A 19078-nucleotide genomic window follows, 5' to 3' on the forward strand; every position below is an offset into this window, starting at 1 on the left:
AAATGTCAAAATCCACCAGCGAAACGCCGGCCGCCGTGGAAACCCGGCTGAAAGACGCCGTTCAGGCCGCGGAACGCCTGGGCCGGCTCAATCACCGCCGTTTGGACGCGCTCGAATCCCTGGCGTCGTTTTACATTCAGCGCGGGCGTTATCGGGAAGCCGAGCCTCTGCAAGTCCGGGCGCTGTCCGTCAAGGAAAAGATTTACGGGCCGGAACACGAAACGCTCGCTTTGCCGTTGACGGAGCTCGCGCGGTCCTACGAGATCACGGGACGCCTGGCGGAGGCCGAAGCGGTGCGGACGTTGGCGCTCAAAATTCACGAGAGGGACGCCGTTCAAAACAGCGTGGCGATCGCCCAGGATTTGGTCGCCTTGGCCCAAATCGCGGCGGTCCGAAACAAATTGGCCGAGGGGGAAGCGCACTTGGCGCGCTCGCAAAAAATCGCGCGCATTGTGTTCGGAGACGTCCACAGCGCCCTAATCCGGTTCCAGCTGGCGTGGGGCGAGGCGGCGTGGGCCCTGGGCCGCCCCGAGGCGGCCGTCGACCATTACGAACGCGCGGACCGTTTGGCGGAAAAAGGACCGGAAGGCATCGGCGAACGGGGAAACGTTTGGGCCCGTCGCGGTCATCTGGAACGGGCGGCCGGCCGCTTTCGTTCGGCGCTGGATTACTATCGGCAAGCGCTCGAAGCCCATGAAAAAACCGAAGGCTCGGGAGGGCTCTCCGTCGGGCGCGACTGGCTGTTCATCGGGCGGGCCCACGCGGAGGAAGGCCGCTTTCGAAAAGCCGACGCCGCCTTCAAACGCTCGGTGTCGATCCGCGAAAACGCGCTGGGCCCGGAGCATCCGGACGCGGCCGAATCCTGGGCCGCGCGGGCCGACGGGTGGGCCGCGGCGAAACATTTTGTGGACGCGGAGCGGGCCTACCAGAAAGCGCGAACGCTTTTTGCCCGATGCCACGGACCGGACGCGCCGGCCCTTTTGCGCGCGCTCAACGGCTTGGCGCATCTCTATTACGACCGGGGGGTTTACGACGAAGCCGATCGGCTTTTGGGGGAATTGGTCCGCACCCACGAACGCGTTTTCGGCCCCGACCACCCCGCCGCCCGGGCGGCCCGGGAAAACGCCGCCGTGTGCTTGGAAGCCCAGGACCGTTTGGAGGAAGCCGAAACCGCGCGGCGCCCTCCGGCAATTCAAAAGAAAGGAACCGCCTTATGACACTCACGCCCGATGACACACCCACACCGAAACCCCTTTTGGCCCGCCGAAAGCGAACCCTCCTGTCGTTCCGCCGTCGACGGGACGTCGTTTCGTTTGTCCTGAACGTCGCCCTTTTTTCGGGAGGGATCGCGGCCTTGGTCGTCACCACCCTCCAGTGGCGCCGTTTGACCGCCCTACCGGGCGTGTCGGAACCCCCGCGCGCCGAAATCCCCGCTCCTTACGAAGCGCCCGCGCCGGTCGAAGAACCGGCCCCCGCGCCCGAAACGGGAAAACCGTTTCTTCCGGAGGATGAGGAAGAAACACCGGCGCCTCCGCCGCCCCCCACTAAAAAACCGACGCCGCTCCCGGACTCCAAGAAACCGGCCCCCGTCGCCGAACCGAAGGGGCCCCGGTTTGAATTGTTTTCCGCCGGCTTCAAATTCCGCACGCTCGCGGACCGCAACGGCCGTCTGACGGCGGCCGTGACGCCCGCGGGGTCGGACGCCGCCCTGCGGCTGGATTACGATCTGGCCGAAGGTCAATGGGTGCAATCTTTCGTCGACCTCAAGCAGGACCTGTCAAAATTCAAACGGGTTCAATTCGTCTTTAACGGCAACGGCGGGGCCAACACGTTCGAACTCAAGATCGTCGATTCCGACGGAACCAACGTCGGGATCGATTGGCCCCGCGCCAGCGGACGCGCCGCCTTGACGGTGGTGGACCTGCCCCTGACCGACCTGACGTATTTGTGGGGCGGCGATCCGAAAATGGACTGGAAGCGGGTCCGGCAGATCTATTTCGCTGTGTCGAAGAAAAGCGGCGACCAAGGGGGCCGCGGCCGCGTGGTCGTTCGGGGGGTCCGCTTCCTTTGACGACGGACCGCCTGGGCCGGGTGCTCGCGGCCATCGACGCGGCGAACGCGCGGGATCCCCGCCGTGACCCGGAGGGACGGCCGGTGGAATTGGCCTACGCGGACCGTTTGTCCGCCTGGACCCTCCGCCTGGCCCCGAACGCGTCCGAAACGTTGCGCATCGCCGCGCGGGGCCAACACATTGAACGCTGGCTCTCGCCCCGCGACTCCGAACCCAGGGACCGGGGCGGTTATTTGCGCTGGCGCGAAAACCTCAAACGGTTCCACGCCGACCGGGTCTCGGGGCTCATGAGGGAAAACGACTACAGCGAGGAAGACGCGCGCCGCGTTATCCATTTGATCACCAAAGCCGCCCACCGGGCGGGGGATCCCGAAGGGGTCACGTTGGAGGACGCTCTGTGTCTGTTGTTTTTGGAAACCCCCCCGGACGTTTTGCGCGCCAAATTGCCCGGGGACAAGATGGAAAGCGCCCTTCGGAAAACCTGGAAAAAAATGAGCCCCGAAGGGCGGGCACGCGCGCTGGCTTTGCCGCTGGCATCGGATCTCAAGACACTCTTGGAAACATTTCGCCGGGAGGATTCCGCTTGACGCGATTAACGTGGTGGACGTGGAGGTGTGGCTCAAGGTGGGTTGCGCCGCGACGGAACGGGCCTTCCCCCAGCGGGTGGAGTTGGACGTCCGCCTGGAGGGGGATTTCGCCGCCGCCGGCCGCTCGGAGGATTTGACGCGTTCCATCGATGACGCGGGTGTGGTGGAGAGACCGCGGCGCGCCCTCCCGAAGAAAACCCGCCGCCCGCTCGAAGCCGTCGCGGAAGAGACGGCCCGTTGGGTTTTGGAACGAACGCCGGCGCGCGCCGTCAGCGTCAAAGCCCGCAAACGGGCGCTTCCCGGGATCCGGCTTGCCGAGGTGGCGACCTACCGCGCCGCGGCGCGGTAGGTCGCCTGGGACCTCTCGGTCTCCCAGAAGGTGACCCGCGTCACCGGCAAACCCTGGGCGGCCGCCACGCGGAATATTTCCCGGGCGATGGCTTCCGCCGTCGGATTTTCCGTCAACAAATAAAGAGGTTCGTGCATTTCCTTTAAGACACCGACCAGCGGGTCATCGCGCCGCAAGATCATCCGGTGGTCCAGATGACCGTCAACCCACGTTTGAAGCCGTTTTTTTATCTCATCGAAATCCATGACCATGCCGAGCCGGTTGAGGCGCGCCCGCGACAACTCGACCTCGACCCGCCCGTTGTGGCCGTGGGGGTGGCGGCAGGGTCCCGCGTAGTCCATCAAGCGGTGGCCATAGGAAAAATGGATTTCGCGGACGACGGAATACATGGAGAGGGTTAGGCGGCGACGCCTTCGAGCAATTCGCGCAACCCTTTGGAATTGCGCATGGCGATCCGCTTCCATCCGGTCACGATGAGGCCCCGCCGACGGAAATCGATGAGCGTGCGGATGGCGGATTCGGGCGTCGTGTTCGCCATTTCGGCGATCGATTGCCGGGTGAAAGGCAGGTCGGACCCGAATTTCCCCACCAGCCAGAGCAACACGCCGGCGATGCGCTTCTCCACCGTTTCCGCCCCGAGGGTCCGAAAGGATTGCGCCTCCCGCATTCGCCGGCTCATGTCATAAAAAAGGGCGCGCCCGAAAGCCAAATTCTTTTCCAACAGATTGCGGATGTGCCCCATGGGGAACACAAGGATCTCCGCCGCCGAACCCGCCACGGCTTCGCAAGGGTAGTGGCCGACCGCCGCGCAGCCCACGCAACCGAACATCTCCCCGGCCTTCAGGATCTCGATCGTCAACGGTTTCCCCTCTGAGGAGGCCCGGGTGATCTGCACCTGGCCCGCCATCACCACATAGGTCAGCCCCGCGAGCTCCCCCTCCGCGTAAACCCGCGCGCCTTTTGAAACGGACCGCACCTGGCCCAATTCGACCAAATCCTGCTGGGCCTCCGGGGGGAGAACATTAAAAGGGGATGTCTCGGAAAGGAATTTCAAGACGGTCATGTCATCAAACCGTGGGGAAAGGACTTTTGAGAAACCGCGCGAGGTCGCCGCGCGCGTGGTTCGCGCGCCGACGTTCGGCGCGGAGAATCGCGGAGAGATCCTCGGCGGCGTTCACCATTTCTTCGTTGACGACAAAATAGTCGCTCTTGTCGGCGGCTTTGGCGTCGCGCCGCGCCGCGTTGAGGTGTTCCGCCACCGGACCGTTGTCCCACCCGGTCCCTTGTTTGGACAAGCGGTCCGCCAGGGCGGACCAGGTCGGGGGAAAGACGAAAACGCTCACGGCCTCCGGATAAGATTCCTTGACCGACGCCGCGCCGCGCACATCGAGGTTTAAAATCACGTCGCGCCCCGTCTGGAGATGGTCCAAGACCGGTTTCTTGGGCGTGCCAAAAAGATGGCCGCCGATGTTCACCCACTCCAAAAAATCCCCGGCGCGCGCCCGGCGGCGAAACTCTTCCGCGGAAATGAAATAAAAATCGTGGCCGTCGACTTCCCGGGGGCGGGGGGGACGGCTGGTGCAGGAAACGCCCAACTGGGCCTCGGGGTGGCGGTCCAAAAGGGCCCGGCACAGGGTGGTCTTCCCGACGCCCAAGGGCGCGGAAATGACCACCAGAATCCCTGTGTTGGATTCGTTCATAGGAAGGTCCCCATTATACCCCGCAGGGAAGGGGGCGTCAAACAAGCCCTCAGCTGGCCTTTTCGGTGGACACGCCCAACACCTCGTTAATGGTGGTGAGGCCCTGAAGGACCTTGATGAGACCGTCTTGCACCATGGTTCGCATGCGTTGGGGCGAATGGTAAATAGCGGCGTTGCGAATACTGTCCGCCGTCAGGTCCGACAGGGCCACCCGGCGGACGGTTTCATCCATAATCAAAAGCTCGTGTATGCCGAGCCGTCCCCGAAGGCCGGTGCCGCTGCACGCCTTGCAACCGGCGCCCTTGTAAATCGTTGTTTCCTCGGTCAATTCAAATCCATTCAGCCGGAAAATCTCGCGTTCATCGGCGGTCAGCGGCGCGGGCGCCTTGCAATCCGGGCAAATCAGCCGGCACAGGCGTTGCGCCAACACACATTTCAACGTGCTGGCCACGAGGTAGGCGGGGGGGCCCATTTCGGCCAACCGCGACACCGTCGAGGCCGCGTCGTTGGTGTGGATGGTGGACAGCACCAAGTGGCCGGTCATGGCCGCCTCCATGGCGATGGTCGCGGTTTCTTTGTCGCGCACCTCGCCCACCATGATGACGTCGGGGTCCAACCGCAGGAAAGACCGCAGGGCCGTGGCGAAATTGAAGACCCGGTCCTTGGCCAGCGTGATGTCCGGGTTAACCGCGACTTGGATGATCCCGTCGATGTTGTACTCGACGGGGTTTTCGGCGGTGATGACCCGGATGTCGGGCCGGTTCACGTGGTTCAAACAGGCGTACAGGGTGGTGGTTTTCCCCGAGCCCGTCGGTCCGGTGACCAGGATCATGCCGTAGTTCTTTTTCCCGCCGATGCCCTTGAGCTGGTCCAGCAAGCGTTCGAGGATGTCGTCCAAAAAACCCAGTTTGTGAATGTCCACCTGAACGGATTTGCGGTCGAGAAGCCGCAAACTGGCGGATTCCCCGTAAACGGTCGGAATGGTTTCAACGCGGAATTCGATGGGCCGCCCCTTGGCCATCACCTCGATCCGTCCCGATTGGGGAATGCGCCGTTCGGTCAAGTTCATCGAAGCGGTCAATATCTTGATTTTGGCGATGATGGCGTTCCGGTAGCTCCAGGGGATCCGAAAAGGGGCCTCCTTCAAAAATCCATCCACGCGGAAACGGACGACGATGCGGTTCTTTTTGCCGGCGGGATCTTCAAAGGGTTCGATGTGGATATCGGACGCCTTGATTTGCATGGCGGCCAAGATGATGGCGTTGACGATGCGCTCGACTTCGGGCGCGGAGGCGTCGACCTCCATGAGGTCGGTTTTCTTTGTCAGCTCGTCGATGTCATCGACACCGTCCAGGAGGTCGCCCAACATTTCCTGGGTTTTCCGCTCCACGGCGTCGTGGCCGTCCCCTTCCCCGCCGCCCGCCTCGTCGTGGTCGAGGGCCGTGCCGTAGATTCGGTCCAGTTCCTTTTCAATGTCCCCGGGCATGGCCAAAAAGGGGCGGACCTCCTCACCGGTCTTGGCCCGAACGTCTTCCAAAAGGAGGGGGTCGCGGGGGTCCGCCATGGCAAGAAGGATGATGCCGTCCTCCCGCAAAAAAGGCAAAACATTGTGTTTTCGCGCCATGGCGTCGCTGATCAGCTTGGCGACCCGGCCGTCCACCACGACATCGTCAAACAGAACCGGCTGGACTTCCCATTCGGCGGCGATGGCCTGCAACACGCTGAGTTTGTCCACAAAACCTAAATCCACAACCACTTGCTGGAGGGGCCGTTTTGTTTTTTCCGCTTCGGCCTCGGCCTTGGCCATGTCCACGGGGGATATCAAATTCTGACCGGCCAGGATGTCTTTTATCGTTTTCCGGTTGCTGGACGCGCGTTGTGCCATGAGAGTGTTGTCGTCTCCTCTTGCGACAAGGCCTCCCGCGGGGGGCTTTGTCGCGGGCCCCTTCTTGGGGCGGCTCCTCGGTTTGAGTATAACCCCGGGGTTTTGCGATTTCAATAGTTTGAGGGGGTTGCGGCGTTGGGCCGAAACGCCGCTCTTTGAAATGACCGGATACCGGGGGTCCGGATGGGGGCCGAAAACGCATGCCATCGGCGCCCAGGGAAAGGCGACGCGGGCCGGGAATTTCGGAGGGGGCCTTAACGACGGCGCCGGAAGGCGCTGGTGTGGCCGCGGCTCCAGACCCTGTCCCAGGCCGTCCGTGTGACGGTCGGGGCTTGGAGTTTGGGAGTCACCTTATAGGCGAAATTGGGCAGCATGGCCCGCGGAAAAATCAGGCCGGTGAACCGTTCAATGTCCGTTACGTGGATCTGTTCCAGAGGGTCCATGAGCGTGATGGCGTCGCCCACGCCGTAGGCCCGGGCGGTGCGGCCCACCCGGTGGACGTAATCCTCGGGGTGTTGGGGCACATCGTAATTGATGACGTGGGAAATGCCCTTGATATCGATGCCCCGAGCGGCGATATCGGTCGCCACAAGGATTTGAGATCGCGCGTGGCGGAAATTCTCCATGGCCTGGGTGCGCTCGGATTGGGTGCGGTTGGAATGGAGGATCTCGGCCCGAAAACCTTCCCCTTCCAGTTTCGCCGCCACGCGGTCGGCGCGGTCCTTGGTGCGGGTGAAAACCAAAACGGATCGCATTTCGGTGGTCCGCAACAGGGCCAAGAGCAAATCCGCCTTCTGTTCCTGCACGATCGGGTAAAGAACTTGGCTGATGCCCTCGGCCACCGTGGCGGGACGCGCCACCTCCACGCGGACCGGATCGACAAGCGTGAAAGCGGCGACGCGCTCCACCTCGGGGACCAACGTGGCGGAAAACAAAAGCGTTTGACGATTTTTGGGAACCCGGTGGACGATGGCTTTGATGTCGGGGAGAAAGCCCATGTCCAACATGCGGTCCGCCTCGTCCAGAACAAGGTGATCGACCGAGTCCAGGGTGAAAGCCCGGTTTTCCAAGTGGTCCAACAAACGACCGGGGGTCGCCACCAGGACCTCGGCCCCGTTGGACACGGCGCGCCGCTGTTGGTCGTAACCCACGCCGCCCATGATGGTGGCGACTTTGAAAGGCGTGAACCGGCTGGCCTCCACAAACGTTTGGTCCACTTGGGTGGCCAACTCCCGCGTGGGGACGAGAACCAACACCCGGGGGCCCCGGCCGGGCCGCCTCAGAAGATGGTCCAAAATCGGAAGGGCAAAAGCGCCCGTCTTTCCGCTGCCCGTTTGGGCGGCGCCCAACACGTCCCGCCCTTCCAATATGGGAGGGATGGCTTGCCGCTGAATGGGCGTGGGCTCCGTCCAACCCAGGGCGTCAACGGCGCGAAGCAAGTCGGCGTGCAGAGAAAGATTGTGAAATGTCATAGGAGTGGCCGTATTATCCAATTTTTGGGGGTCTAACGGTTGGAAAACTCGGCGTACCAACCCTCCGCCAACCGGGCGTAGGCGGTGCCGTGGGCCCGCGACGCTTTGTCCATGGACAAAAGGGGTTCGGGCGGTTTTTCCGCGAAAACGAAAGTGGGGCCACGGCGGGGAAAAGTCCCCTGGGCCGGGGGGAACAACACCACGCGTCCCCAGCGTCCCGTTCCGACCGCGGGTTTTCGCAACACCCGGTAAGCCCGCGCCGCCGACAGCGCGGACAGGTAATCGCGGTGCCGCTCCTCGGAAAGGCCGGTCGCTTCCAGCATTTCGCTTTGATCGAAGGTCGTGAACCGGTTGCCGGCGGCCACCCACCGGCCGTCGAAAAGCCAGTAATCGCCCACGTTGTCCACGCCCACGGAGGTCACGACGGGTTCGCCCAAAATCATGTCGCGCAGCCGTTCGAAATCGGCGCGGTGGGCGATGAAACGCGTTTCCAACGACGCGTCGACCGGGCCACGCCACACCGCCAGCCCCGTCAAAATTCCGACCCCCGCCAAGACCGCCGAGACCGTGACGGGACGCGCCCGGGTTCGGGGCTGCGCCCGCGGGGTGGATTTAAAAAAAAGCCGGCTCATAAAAAAAACCCGCCCGGTCGGCGCGTGACGCCGACGGAGCGGGGGGTGTTAAAAAGAGCCAGGCCACGACCGGTGTGACCAATCATTGGAGAAACTATAGCGGCTCGCACACGCCTTGTCAATCGCGTCCGCCGCCGCGGTCGCGTTCGGCGTACATTTTGAGGTGCGCGCCGTCCCGTTCCGCGTAAAACGGGATTTCTTTGAGCCCGCGCTGAACCAACCCATCGCTGGCGACGGCCCGCCAAACAACGCCGTCGTGCAGCAAATTGGCCAGGGACAAAAACAACAGGGCCTGGTCCAGGCACAGATAGTGCGGCGCCGCTTCCTTGGTCCGCCAATTCACGCTGTCGCGGAAACCGAAATCCCGTCGACCGCCGTCGCCCCGCCAGGGAGACCGTCCCCCCATTTTCTCGAGGGCCCGCAGATTGGCGGCCGCCCGCGCCGGGTAATAAACCGAAGCCAACCCCGCGGCGTGCGGGGTCACCACCGCGTCCAAAATGCGGTCCCACCCCAAATATTCGCTTCCATCGGCGCTCTCCGAGGCCGACCACCCCCACACCGGGGCCTTGATTTTCCGCGCGTGAACGATTTGGGCCCAGGCAAAATCGGCGGCGGACCGTCCCAGAACGGTGTCGCGCTCGTCGAGGAACAACCCCGAAATCGTCTGCATAAAAAGGCCGCCCCCTTGCCATCCGGGGACGAAATAGGACTGACCGTTCCGGGTCTCCCGCCCCGCGTTCAACACCATCCAGGCTTCGACGGGGACGAGACGCCGCGCGGTCCCGAGGAAATACCCGAAGCGCGTGTCGGCCCCCAGGAAGCTGTAATACCACTCCCACCCTTTCTGCTGAACATCAAAATCCTGGACGTCGCGCCGCCAACCGCCCCGGTACCACCCCTTGTTTTCATCGTACAACCGGCCCCACTCCATGGGCAAAAGCCGTTTGTCGATCCGGGCGGCCAATTCGGGGAAAAGCCCCTTGACCGTCAAAAGCCCGCCGCACAAATTGGACAGGTGGTCGACCGTTGAAAACTGATTCTCGGTCGGGAGCAACGTGTCGACGTGGACCCAGGTCACCGGAAAACCACCGAGGAAGGTTTCAATTTTCTCCAGGGCCGCGAGCGCGCGCTCCAACCGTTCGATGGCCTCCTCCCGACGAATCAGGCGCGTTTCGGCCGCCACGGCGACGGCGGCCATGTAGAGACCGATGTTGGTGGTGGAAGTGGAAGGAAGTCGCCGGCTGGAATCGTAGGGCAACCCCGTCGCGGGGCTGACGAAATGGGCGAGACAGCGCCAGGTGTCTTTGTAAACCCCGGAGAGGTAGCGCCGATCGGATCCGGACAGGCGTCGATCGGGGGGGGCGGCCCCGGCCGTCGAAACCATCAGCCCGCCGGCCAGAAAAAAGGCGATCGCCCGCTTCACGGCCGGGGTCGGCCGAGGGGACGGTCTTCGATCACCCACGCGATGACGAGACCGGCCACCAAACCGCCGAGGACGCGATCCACAAAAGAAACAATGGTGTAGGGCGTCGAGAACCCCCACCAGTTCCAAGCGGGCAGGTCGGCCACCACCCCGGCAAATACCCCCGCGGCCGTGGCGGCCAAGACCCGGCCACCGTAGGGCAAATGAACTCGGATCAAGAGCCAAGTCAAGCACAGGGCGCCCAAAATATTGATGAGGAGGCTTCCCCCCATGGGTCGCGCCATCGATTGGGGCGCCCGTTCGTCGTAAGCGATAAACGCCCGGGGACCGTCGCCCTTTCCATCCTTCAACATCGCCCGCGGCAACACGTACACGCCTCGGCGGGGGGCGTTTTGGGCGAGAACGGCGGTCACCGCGCTCTCGTCACTCAACGGCAAAAACGAGGCGTCGTGCCACGGCAACAACGTCCAGGAAACCATGCCCCACAGGAACATCGCCAACCCGCCCATGATCCCGCCCTTCACCAACGATGGCCACATGTGGAATCCTCCTGTCAAAGGGCCGGACAATCGTCCAATCGGTCCCGACCGAGATAAGGCCGCAAAGCGGCGGGCACGTCGATGGTGCCGTCCGCCCTTTGATAATTTTCCAAAATCGCCGCCACGGTCCGCCCGACCGCCACGCCCGACCCGTTCAGCGTGTGGACAAGCCCCCGCGCGCCGTCGGCGGCTTTGTACCGGACCCCGATGCGCCGCGCTTGAAAATCCGTGAACGTGGAGCAAGACGAAATCTCCCGGTAGGCGCCGCGCCCGTTTTCTTCCCCGGGCAACCACACTTCGAGATCGTAGGTTTTGGCGGCGGAGAAACCCAGGTCCCCCGCGCAGAGCGCCATGACCCGGTAGGGAAGTTCCAATTTTTTTAAAACCGCTTCGGCGTGGGCCGTCAACGTTTCGAGTTCCGACAAGGTGTCCTCCGGCCGGACAAAGCGGACGAGCTCGACTTTGTTGAATTGATGGTTCCGAATGAGGCCCCGGGTGTCTTTGCCGTAACTGCCGGCTTCGCGACGGAAACAGGCCGTGTGCGCGCAGAGCGCTTTGGGCAGGCGGTCGGCCTCGAGGACCTCGTCCCGGTAGAGGTTGGTCAACGGCACTTCGGCGGTGGGGATCAGGAACAAATCGTCGGCCGGAAGGGCGTAAAGCTCTTCGGCGAATTTGGGCAACTGCCCGGTGCCGGTCATGGTCTGGCGGGTGACCAGAAAGGGGGGGAACACTTCGGTGTAGCCGTGCGCGGCGTGGAGGTCCAGCATGAAATTGATCAGCGCCCGTTCCAATTTCGCGCCCACGCCCGTGAGCAGGGCGAACCGCGCTCCGGAGAGTTTGGCCGCGCGGGCGAAATCAAAAAGCCCCAGGGTTTCCCCGAGCGTTTGGTGGTCCCGGGGTTTGAAATCAAACGCGGGGGGCGCGCCGACCCGACGAATCTCCCGGTTGGCCGTCGCGTCCGCTCCGGCCGGCACGGAAGAATGCGGCAGGTTCGGAATCTCCAAAAGCTGTTCCTGCACCCGCAGCTCCAGGGCGGCGACCTTGTCCTCCGCGGCTTTGAGGCGTCCTTTCAGCTCCTCCATCTCCTTGAGCAGAGCCGTCGCGTCGCCCTTTTCGCGTTTTAACCGCCCCACCTCGTCCGCCGCCCTGTTCCGGCGGGCCCGCAGGGGTTCCACCTCCGCCTGGGCGGCGCGCCAATCGGCGTCCGCCGCCAACAGCGCGTCCAGCGCCTGGGCGTAGCGTGGCGATCGGCCGGAAAGGCCGCGCCGCGCTTCGTCGGTGTTTTGCCGGAGAAATTTGAGATCCAACATGGGGGGATTCTATCAAATCAACGACGGGGCCCCACCGCGGGGAAAGGGATTAAAACGTCGACCAGGTGCTGCCCTTTGAATCGACGTGCGAGCAATTGATGAACAACACGCCCGAGGCGGAGTTGTAGACATAGGCTTCGTTGGACGCCCAATCGTCCAACGTCGATCGGGCAACGTTGCTGCCGCCGTGGTTGACCGGGGCGGGAATCTCAATTTCGGGGACCTGTTCGATGTAGCGGGGAACAACGCCGGTTACCGTTGCGGGGAAAATGCCCTCGCAATCCGAGTAATAAATGTTGAGCGCGCTCCGCAGGGACCCCAGTCGCGCTTTCGCCTTCGCTTCCTTGGACCGGACCAACATACCGCCGAATTTGGGAATGGCGATCGCGGCCAAAAGCCCGATGATGGCCACGACAATCATCAGTTCGATCAATGTGAACCCACGTCCTCTTGATTCGGCTTTTTTCAAGGTTCCTCCCGGTCTGGTTTGTGTCATCCGGCCAACGATTTTAAACCGGGTCTTTGCTTTCCCCGGCGTCTTCCTCCGCCACCACCGGGGCGATGATCGACAGCTTGTCGCCTTCCTCCAAACGGAGAAAGCGGTATCCCTGGGTGTTCCGCCCGATAACGGACAGGTCTCTCGTGTGAACGCGCACGGCCATGCCCTTTTCGGTCATCAGCATGAGATCGTCATTGTCGGTGACCAACTTAATGCCGATGACGGTTCCGTTCCGGTCCGAGGTCTTGATGGTGATGACCCCCCCGCCGCCGCGGTTTTGGTCGCGGTACTCCGACAATTCGGTGCGCTTGCCGTAGCCGAACTCGCACCCCGTCACCAGCGTCTCGGCGCGGCCGGGGGTGGTGATCTCCATGCCGACCACCTGATCGCCCTTGTCGAGGCGGATGCCGCGCACCCCGCCCGCCGCGCGGCCCATGAGCCGCACCTGCTCGGCGGGGAAGCGAATGCACATGCCGTTCTTGGTGCCGATCAAGACCTCGCGTTTTTCGTCCGTCAATTTGGCGTCCACCAACACGTCGCCTTCGTCGAGCCCGACGGCGATGATGCCGCTCTTGCGGATGGCGTCGTATTCCGAAAGCGCCGTCCGCTTGATCTGCCCGTTGCGGGTGCAGAGGATCAAACTCATGTCCTTGATCACCGCCGGGTCGAAGGACTTGACCGGAATGGCGGAAGTGATTTTTTCATCCGGGTTCAAGGCCACCAGGTTGACCACGGCCTTGCCTCGGGAGGTCCGGCCCGCATCGGGGATCTCGTAGACGCGCACGCCGTAGGCCCGGCCACGCGTGGTGAAAAGGAGCAAATGGGCGTGGGTGTCCGTGACGAACAATTGCTCGACGAAATCCTCCTCCTTCGTCGTCATCCCGGTGATGCCCCTGCCGCCGCGCTTTTGGGCGCGGTAGGTGTCGGCGGGCAGGCGTTTGACGTAACCGGCGTGGGAGAAGGTGACCACCACGTCTTCCTGGGCGATCAGGTCCTCGATTTCGACTTCCTGGGCGGCCGCCGTGATTTGGGTGCGACGCTTGTCGCCGTATTTTTCTTTGATCTCAACCAATTCGTCTTTGATGAGGCCAAGGATCTTGCGCGGGTCGGCCAAAAGGCCCTTGAGGCGCGCGATGGTTTTGATCAATTCCTTGTATTCGTCCTCCAGGGATTGGCGCTCCAGGGCGGTCAATTGATGCAGGCGCATGTCGAGGATGGCCTGGGCCTGGATCTTGGAGAGCTCGAATTTTTCCATCAAGGCGTTGCGGGCGGCTTCGACGTTCTTGGACTCGCGGATGATTTTGATCACCCGGTCCAGGTTGTCGATGGCGATGCGCAGGCCTTCGAGGATGTGGGCGCGGTCTTCGGCGCGCTTCAACTCGTATTTGGTGCGCCGGATCACCACTTCCCGGCGGTGCTCGACGTAGTGCTTCAGCATTTCCCGCATGGACAGGACCCGGGGCCGGCCGTTGACCAACGCCAGCATGATGACGCCGAAGGACGTCTCCATGGGGGTGTACTTGTAAAGTTGGTTCAACACCACCTGGGCGTTGCCGTCGCGTTTGACCTCAATGACGACGCGGATCCCGTCCCGGTCGGACTCGTCCCGGATGTCGGAAATGTCCTCGATTTTCTTGTCGCGGACGAGGTCGGCGATGGTTTCGAGCAACTGGGCCTTGTTGACTTGGTAGGGCAACTCGTTGATGATGATGGCCTGCTTGCCGCCCTTGATGTCCTCGATGTCGGTCTTGGCGCGCACGGTGATGGACCCGCGGCCCGTTTCGAAATAGTTCTTGATGCCCTCGCGGCCGGTGATCATGGCGGCCGTGGGAAAATCCGGTCCTTTGATGATCTTCAGCAACTCCGCGTTGGTGATGTTCTCGTTGTCGATGTAGGCGGCCGCCCCGTCGCAGACTTCCGTCAGGTTGTGGGGGGGGATGTTGGTGGCCATGCCGACCGCGATGCCGGACGAGCCGTTGATCAACAAATTGGGGAGCTTGGCCGGCAGCACGAGGGGTTCCGTCAAAGAACCGTCGTAGTTGGGGCCGAAGTCCACGGTGTTCTTGTCGATGTCGCCCAGCATCTCCTGGGCGATGGTGGCGAGGCGGACTTCGGTGTACCGCATGGCGGCGGGCGGGTCGGCGTCGATGGACCCGAAGTTGCCCTGGCCGTCCACCAGGGGGTGTCGGAGCGAGAAATCCTGCACCATGCGCACGACGGCGTCGTAAATGGCGCTGTCGCCGTGGGGGTGGTATTTGCCCATGACGTCGCCGACCACGCGGGCGCTTTTCTTGTAAGGTTTGTTGTGGGCCAGCCCCATCTCGTCCATGGTGAAGAGGATTCGCCGGTGCACGGGTTTCAACCCGTCGCGCACGTCGGGCAGGGCCCGTCCCACGATCACGCTCATGGCGTAATTGATGTAGGAGTTCTTCATCTCCTCTTCGATGTTCCGGGGCAGCACCCGGTCCAGCATATCGCCCTGCTCAGACGTTTTTGTGTCGGCCATAATCCCGCTCCTCAATAATCCCGGTTTTTCGCCCGCTGAATCGATCGTCGCTCAAATGTCGAGGTTCTGCACGTCCGCCGCGTGGGACTCAATGAACTGCCGCCGCGGCTCCACCTTGTCGCCCATGAGCACGGTGAAGACGTCGTCGGCTTCCGAGCTGTTGGGCTCCAGCTTCACCCGCAGGAGTTTGCGGTGGGTCGGGTCCATGGTGGTTTCCCACAGCTGTTGCGGGTTCATTTCGCCCAACCCCTTGTAACGCTGAATCGTCGCGCCCTTGCGGCCGGCGTCCTTGATGGCTTCCAGAAGCTCCGCCACGGACAACACGTCCTTGTCCTCCCCGTTGATGCTGACCCGGTAGAGGGGTTTGACAGTGTCTTCCGGCTTGCCGGCCTCTTCGAGCGTGACGTCGAACCCCACGTCCTGCAGTTTATCCGCCAGGGTGTTTAATTTTTTAAGTTCCAAGAGTTCCTTCATGTAGGCGCTCAAGTCCTCCTCTTCGACGCCGGCGGAACCCGTGGACGATTCGCCGGAGGCGGCGAGCTCCTTTTGCAGTTTGGCCTTGCGCGTTTCGATGAACCCCTCGCGCCATTGTTTGGCCTCTTTTTCGCTGTGAAGGAACCGGGGGCCGGTTTCCTCTTCCACCCGGTAGAGGGGGAACTCGCCTTTTTTTCGCAGGGCCAGGAAGTCGGCCCATTCCACGCCCTTCTTGTGCAGGCGTTTGCGCAGGGCTTCCACCTCGGCCATGGCCTTAAAAGCCCCCTTGAGCTTCGCGGGGTCGATCTTGGCGCCGTTCTTTCCTTTGGCGAGGTTCAACACGTCGGCGTGCTCCAGCCCCTCCGACAACAGCCACTCGTCCATCTTCTCGTCGGTGTCGACGTACATTTCTTTTTTGCTTTTTTTGACCTTGTAGAGAGGCGGTTGCGCGATGTAGATGTAGCCCTTTTCGATGAGGGGCGTCATCTGACGGAAAAAGAACGTCAGGAGCAATGTGCGGATGTGGGCGCCGTCCACGTCGGCGTCGGTCATGATGATCACGCGGTGATACCGCAATTTCGCCAGGTTGATGCCGTCCTCGCCCTCTTTTTGACCCACGCCGCAGCCCAGAGCCGTGATCAAGGTTCGGATTTCATCGTTGGCCAGCATTTTCGTGAGCCGCGACTTTTCGACGTTCAGGATTTTGCCCTTGAGGGGCAGGATCGCCTGGAAGGCCCGGTCCCGGCCTTGCTTGGCCGACCCGCCGGCGGAATCGCCTTCGACGAGGTAGATCTCGGATTTGGCGGGGTCGCGCTCCTGGCAGTCGGCAAGTTTCCCGGGGAGGGACGCCCCGTCCAGGGCGCCCTTGCGGCGGGTCAGCTCGCGCGCCTTGCGGGCGGCTTCGCGCGCCTCGGCGGATAGGATCGCCTTTTCACAAATGTTTTTGGCGGTGTTGGGGTTTTCCTCGAAGAAGGTCGTCAGCGCGTCGCCCACGATGGATTTCACCAGGCCCTCGATTTCGGTGTTGCCCAGCTTGCCCTTGGTCTGACCCTCGAACTGGAGCTTCGTGGACGCCATCTTGATCGAAATGACGGCGGTCAAACCTTCTCGGGTGTCGTCGCCGGTCACCGAGAAATCCTTGCCCTTCAGCAAGTCGTGCTTTTTTATGTAGTCGTTCATCACGCGGGTGATGGCCGACCGGAAACCGGAGAGGTGGGTGCCGCCGTCCTTGGTGTTGATGTTGTTGACGAAGGAATAAATCTGCTCGTTGTAGCTGTCGTTGTATTGGATCGCCACCTCCACCAACACCTCGTCCCGCTCTTTTTTGAGGGTGATGGGTTCGGGGTGGAGCGGGTTCTTGTGGGCGTTCATGAACTTCACGAATTCGTTGATCCCACCCTCGTAATGGAACGCGTGCTGCTTGTCGTCCCGCTCGTCGAGGATGGTGATGCGCGCCCCGGGGTTGAGGAAGGCCAGCTCCCGCAGGCGGGCGGACAAGGTGTCGAAGGAGTATTGGATGTCGCCGAAGATCTCCGGGTCGGGATGGAAGGTCACCCGGGTCCCCCGCTCGTCGGATTTGCCCGTGGCTTTGACGTCCTGGTCGGGTTTCCCGCGCTTGTAGCCTTGCGCGTAAGTCTTGCCGTCGCGGTAGACTTCGACCTTCATCCAATCGGACAGGGCGTTCACGCAAGAAATGCCGACCCCGTGGAGGCCGCCGGAATATTTGTAGGCGTTCTGCTCGAACTTGCCGCCGGCGTGCAGGATGGTCATGACGATTTCCAAGGCCGATTTGCCCTTGAGCTTGGGGTCGGACACGTCGTTTTTGGGCGCCACCGGGATGCCGCGGCCGTCGTCGAGGACGGTGACCGAGTTGTCCTCGTGGATCGTCACGTCGACGGACTTGGCCTCGCCCGCCAACACTTCGTCGATGGAGTTGTCCACGGCCTCGTAGACCAGGTGGTGGAGCCCCGTGGGCCCCGTGGAACCGATGTACATGGCGGGGCGGTGGCGGACGGCCTCCAGCCCTTCCAGCACCTGAATGGACGAGGAGTCGTAGGATTTGTTTTTGGGTTTTTCCATCGCTTCTGTGGCCACGCGTTCCCTCCTGGATGATGCCGCGGGCGTTTTGCCCCCCGCGTTGTGAGCCTTTTTGGAAGGCGTCTTGGGTGTCTTTTTAGGCATGCTTATCGTCGGAAATAGCGGGGGTGCCCGGTCTGAAAATTATATCAGATACGGGGGCCGATCCGCCAAAGGCGGCGTTGATTTTTTTGAGCAGTTCCCGCTTGCGGAGCGTCAAACCGTGTTGGCGAACCGGGCTGTCGACCTCCACGTAAAGGCGGCCCTGCTTGAGCCCCACGGCCCGGGCCTTGCCGGCGTCGGGCCCCAGGGCGCGGTCCCAGGCTTCAAAAATAGGGAAGTCCCCCGTGCGAAAACCGCTTTTGGCCAGCACCGCGGCCACCAGGTCGCGGGCGGGGGCGAGTTTTTTCGGTTTCGGGTCCCGGACCTTCCTCACCGGCGGATCGCGTTCTCCCCGGCCGGGTGAATCTCGAAAACCGCCGCCGACGTCGTGTCGGCCGCCCCCCACGCCGAAAGGTCGGTCACGGTCACGAAGCATTGGGCCCCGCCCGTCAAGAGGTCGGTCAACTGACCCCGGCGGTCCGGGTCCAGCTCCGAAAAAACGTCGTCCAACAGGCACAGGGGTTCGCGGCCCAGGCGCTCTTTGATGTAAAGGCGTTCTTCCCATTTCCAGGCCAGGGCGAGGGTGCGGGCTTGGCCCTGGGAGGCCCGGGCTTTGGCGATTTCATCGTCCAGCCGGAACTCCACGTCGTCCCGGTGGGGCCCGATCAAGGTGGACCCCAAGGCGATCTCGCCTTCCCGTAATTCCGCCAGACGCCGACGGTTGGTCTCGGCCACGGCTTGGGGGTCCTCCGCGGGAACATGGAACGAAGGCCGGTAGACCAGAGCCCCCCGGTCTCGACCGCCGGAGAGCCCGTGCTGGCGGGATTGCACCCGGGGGCCGAAGGCGTCCATGAACTTTTGGCGCGAAAGGGTGAGGAGAGCGCCTTCCTTCAGCAAAGACAGGTCCCAGGGCTCCAGAACGGAGGGTTTGGCGGCGCCGTCGCGAATCTGCCGCAGGGCGGCGTTGCGTTCCTCCAAAAGCCGTTGGTAACGCGCCAGGGCGTCGGCGTAGTCGGGGTCCACCTGAATCAAGACGCCGTTGACCGCGCGGCGCCGCCCGCCGGGTTCGCCCTTGACCAAATCCAAATCCTCGGGTGAAAACGTCACCACGGGCAGTCGGCCCATCCATTCCCGCAGTCGCCCGACCGTCCGGTTGTTGACCTTCATTTGGCGCGCCCGACCGCGTTTTTGGCGCAGATCGATGGAAAGGGGCTCCTCGCCCTCGGCTTCGGCCGCCAGCGCCATTTCGTCCCGGCCGTCCTGGATCATTTGACGGACCTCGGCGCCCCGGTGGCTTTGGCCGCTGCAAAGGATCGCGATGGCTTCCAGGAGGTTTGATTTGCCGGCCCCGTTGGGGCCGATCAGGACGTTCAAACCCGGCGTGGGGACAAAATCCAGCCGCGCTTGGTTGCGGAACTGACGAAGGCCGACGCTGAGGAGGCGCAAACCCGGA

At 62.8% G+C, this 19078-nt stretch carries 18 protein-coding genes; 4 read left to right on the top strand and 14 right to left on the bottom strand.

Going from position 1 to position 19078, the window contains the following annotated elements; genetic code table 11:
• The first annotated feature begins 2 nt into the window (after positions 1 to 2).
• Genes IPI56_00665 through IPI56_00680 form a run of 4 tightly spaced genes read left to right on the top strand, consistent with a single transcriptional unit; the run spans position 3 to position 3007 of the window.
• Complete coding sequence (locus IPI56_00665) at positions 3 to 1217, top strand: tetratricopeptide repeat protein (protein MBK7544253.1); 1215 nt, start codon at positions 3 to 5, stop codon at positions 1215 to 1217.
• On the top strand, positions 1214 to 2071 hold the full coding sequence (locus IPI56_00670) for a hypothetical protein (protein MBK7544254.1): 858 nt from the start codon (positions 1214 to 1216) through the stop codon (positions 2069 to 2071). Before IPI56_00665 ends, IPI56_00670 begins: the two co-directional genes overlap by 4 nt.
• Entirely contained in the window at positions 2068 to 2658 is a 591-nt protein-coding gene (locus IPI56_00675) for a DUF4202 domain-containing protein (GenBank protein ID MBK7544255.1), read from the top strand. The genes IPI56_00670 and IPI56_00675 overlap by 4 nt, the downstream gene beginning before the upstream one ends.
• 10 nt (positions 2659 to 2668) lie before the next feature.
• Positions 2669 to 3007, top strand: coding sequence for a dihydroneopterin aldolase (locus tag IPI56_00680; GenBank protein ID MBK7544256.1), 339 nt, complete (start codon positions 2669 to 2671; stop codon positions 3005 to 3007).
• Here IPI56_00680 and IPI56_00685 read toward each other — a convergent pair.
• The 14 genes from IPI56_00685 to recF all read right to left on the bottom strand — a co-directional run bounded on the left by IPI56_00685 (position 2986) and on the right by recF (position 19071).
• Positions 2986 to 3396: a 6-carboxytetrahydropterin synthase gene (locus IPI56_00685; protein MBK7544257.1), complete on the bottom strand. Its 411-nt coding sequence runs from the start codon at positions 3394 to 3396 to the stop codon at positions 2986 to 2988. The two genes, IPI56_00680 and IPI56_00685, sit on opposite strands and share 22 nt — an antisense overlap.
• An 8-nt stretch (positions 3397 to 3404) precedes the next feature.
• Positions 3405 to 4070 carry a Crp/Fnr family transcriptional regulator gene (locus IPI56_00690; protein ID MBK7544258.1) on the bottom strand — a complete coding sequence of 222 codons (666 nt, stop codon included), beginning with the start codon at positions 4068 to 4070 and terminating at the stop codon, positions 3405 to 3407.
• Positions 4071 to 4074: 4 nt separating this feature from the next.
• On the bottom strand, positions 4075 to 4707 hold the full coding sequence (gene gmk / locus IPI56_00695) for a guanylate kinase (protein ID MBK7544259.1): 633 nt from the start codon (positions 4705 to 4707) through the stop codon (positions 4075 to 4077).
• A 49-nt stretch (positions 4708 to 4756) separates the two neighbouring features.
• Positions 4757 to 6592: a Flp pilus assembly complex ATPase component TadA gene (gene tadA, locus IPI56_00700; GenBank protein ID MBK7544260.1), complete on the bottom strand. Its 1836-nt coding sequence runs from the start codon at positions 6590 to 6592 to the stop codon at positions 4757 to 4759.
• A 254-nt stretch (positions 6593 to 6846) separates the two neighbouring features.
• Positions 6847 to 8064 carry a DEAD/DEAH box helicase gene (locus tag IPI56_00705; protein MBK7544261.1) on the bottom strand — a complete coding sequence of 406 codons (1218 nt, stop codon included), beginning with the start codon at positions 8062 to 8064 and terminating at the stop codon, positions 6847 to 6849.
• A gap of 32 nt (positions 8065 to 8096) precedes the next feature.
• Positions 8097 to 8696: a hypothetical protein gene (locus IPI56_00710; GenBank protein MBK7544262.1), complete on the bottom strand. Its 600-nt coding sequence runs from the start codon at positions 8694 to 8696 to the stop codon at positions 8097 to 8099.
• 118 nt (positions 8697 to 8814) lie between these two features.
• Positions 8815 to 10119 carry a DUF3131 domain-containing protein gene (locus tag IPI56_00715; GenBank protein ID MBK7544263.1) on the bottom strand — a complete coding sequence of 435 codons (1305 nt, stop codon included), beginning with the start codon at positions 10117 to 10119 and terminating at the stop codon, positions 8815 to 8817.
• Positions 10116 to 10658 carry a hypothetical protein gene (locus tag IPI56_00720; protein MBK7544264.1) on the bottom strand — a complete coding sequence of 181 codons (543 nt, stop codon included), beginning with the start codon at positions 10656 to 10658 and terminating at the stop codon, positions 10116 to 10118. Before IPI56_00720 ends, IPI56_00715 begins: the two co-directional genes overlap by 4 nt.
• 14 nt (positions 10659 to 10672) lie before the next feature.
• Entirely contained in the window at positions 10673 to 11968 is a 1296-nt protein-coding gene (gene serS, locus IPI56_00725) for a serine--tRNA ligase (GenBank protein ID MBK7544265.1), read from the bottom strand.
• 49 nt (positions 11969 to 12017) lie between these two features.
• The gene (locus IPI56_00730) at positions 12018 to 12464 is read right to left on the bottom strand and encodes a prepilin-type N-terminal cleavage/methylation domain-containing protein (protein MBK7544266.1); all 447 of its coding nucleotides are present in this window, start codon (positions 12462 to 12464) and stop codon (positions 12018 to 12020) included.
• A gap of 13 nt (positions 12465 to 12477) precedes the next feature.
• Positions 12478 to 14940, bottom strand: a complete 2463-nt coding sequence (gene gyrA, locus IPI56_00735) for a DNA gyrase subunit A (protein MBK7544267.1) — start codon at positions 14938 to 14940, stop codon at positions 12478 to 12480.
• Between the two features lie 84 nt (positions 14941 to 15024).
• The gene (gene gyrB / locus IPI56_00740) at positions 15025 to 17526 is read right to left on the bottom strand and encodes a DNA topoisomerase (ATP-hydrolyzing) subunit B (protein MBK7544268.1); all 2502 of its coding nucleotides are present in this window, start codon (positions 17524 to 17526) and stop codon (positions 15025 to 15027) included.
• A 94-nt stretch (positions 17527 to 17620) separates the two neighbouring features.
• On the bottom strand, positions 17621 to 17959 hold the full coding sequence (locus IPI56_00745) for a DUF721 domain-containing protein (GenBank protein MBK7544269.1): 339 nt from the start codon (positions 17957 to 17959) through the stop codon (positions 17621 to 17623).
• Positions 17956 to 19071 (bottom strand): DNA replication and repair protein RecF, encoded by a 1116-nt coding sequence (gene recF / locus IPI56_00750; GenBank protein ID MBK7544270.1) that lies wholly within the window; start codon positions 19069 to 19071, stop codon positions 17956 to 17958. Before recF ends, IPI56_00745 begins: the two co-directional genes overlap by 4 nt.
• Positions 19072 to 19078: the final 7 nt, after the last annotated feature.

The sequence above is a fragment of the Elusimicrobiota bacterium genome (assembly GCA_016706425.1).
Taxonomy (GTDB): domain Bacteria; phylum Elusimicrobiota; class Elusimicrobia; order FEN-1173; family FEN-1173; genus JADJJR01.

Bases quoted from the DNA above. Each gene is read 5' to 3' on its own strand.
- tadA (MBK7544260.1), bottom strand. From the start codon at position 6,592: ATGGCACAACGCGCGTCCAGCAACCGGAAAACGATAAAAGACATCCTG.
- IPI56_00685 (MBK7544257.1), bottom strand. From the start codon at position 3,396: ATGTATTCCGTCGTCCGCGAAATCCATTTTTCCTATGGCCACCGCTTG.
- serS (MBK7544265.1), bottom strand. From the start codon at position 11,968: ATGTTGGATCTCAAATTTCTCCGGCAAAACACCGACGAAGCGCGGCGC.
- IPI56_00690 (MBK7544258.1), bottom strand. From the start codon at position 4,070: ATGACCGTCTTGAAATTCCTTTCCGAGACATCCCCTTTTAATGTTCTC.
- IPI56_00720 (MBK7544264.1), bottom strand. From the start codon at position 10,658: ATGTGGCCATCGTTGGTGAAGGGCGGGATCATGGGCGGGTTGGCGATG.
- gyrA (MBK7544267.1), bottom strand. From the start codon at position 14,940: ATGCTGGACCGGGTGCTGCCCCGGAACATCGAAGAGGAGATGAAGAAC.
- IPI56_00705 (MBK7544261.1), bottom strand. From the start codon at position 8,064: ATGACATTTCACAATCTTTCTCTGCACGCCGACTTGCTTCGCGCCGTT.
- gyrB (MBK7544268.1), bottom strand. From the start codon at position 17,526: ATGGAAAAACCCAAAAACAAATCCTACGACTCCTCGTCCATTCAGGTG.
- IPI56_00670 (MBK7544254.1), top strand. From the start codon at position 1,214: ATGACACTCACGCCCGATGACACACCCACACCGAAACCCCTTTTGGCC.
- IPI56_00730 (MBK7544266.1), bottom strand. From the start codon at position 12,464: ATGACACAAACCAGACCGGGAGGAACCTTGAAAAAAGCCGAATCAAGA.
- gmk (MBK7544259.1), bottom strand. From the start codon at position 4,707: ATGAACGAATCCAACACAGGGATTCTGGTGGTCATTTCCGCGCCCTTG.
- IPI56_00710 (MBK7544262.1), bottom strand. From the start codon at position 8,696: ATGAGCCGGCTTTTTTTTAAATCCACCCCGCGGGCGCAGCCCCGAACC.
- IPI56_00665 (MBK7544253.1), top strand. From the start codon at position 3: ATGTCAAAATCCACCAGCGAAACGCCGGCCGCCGTGGAAACCCGGCTG.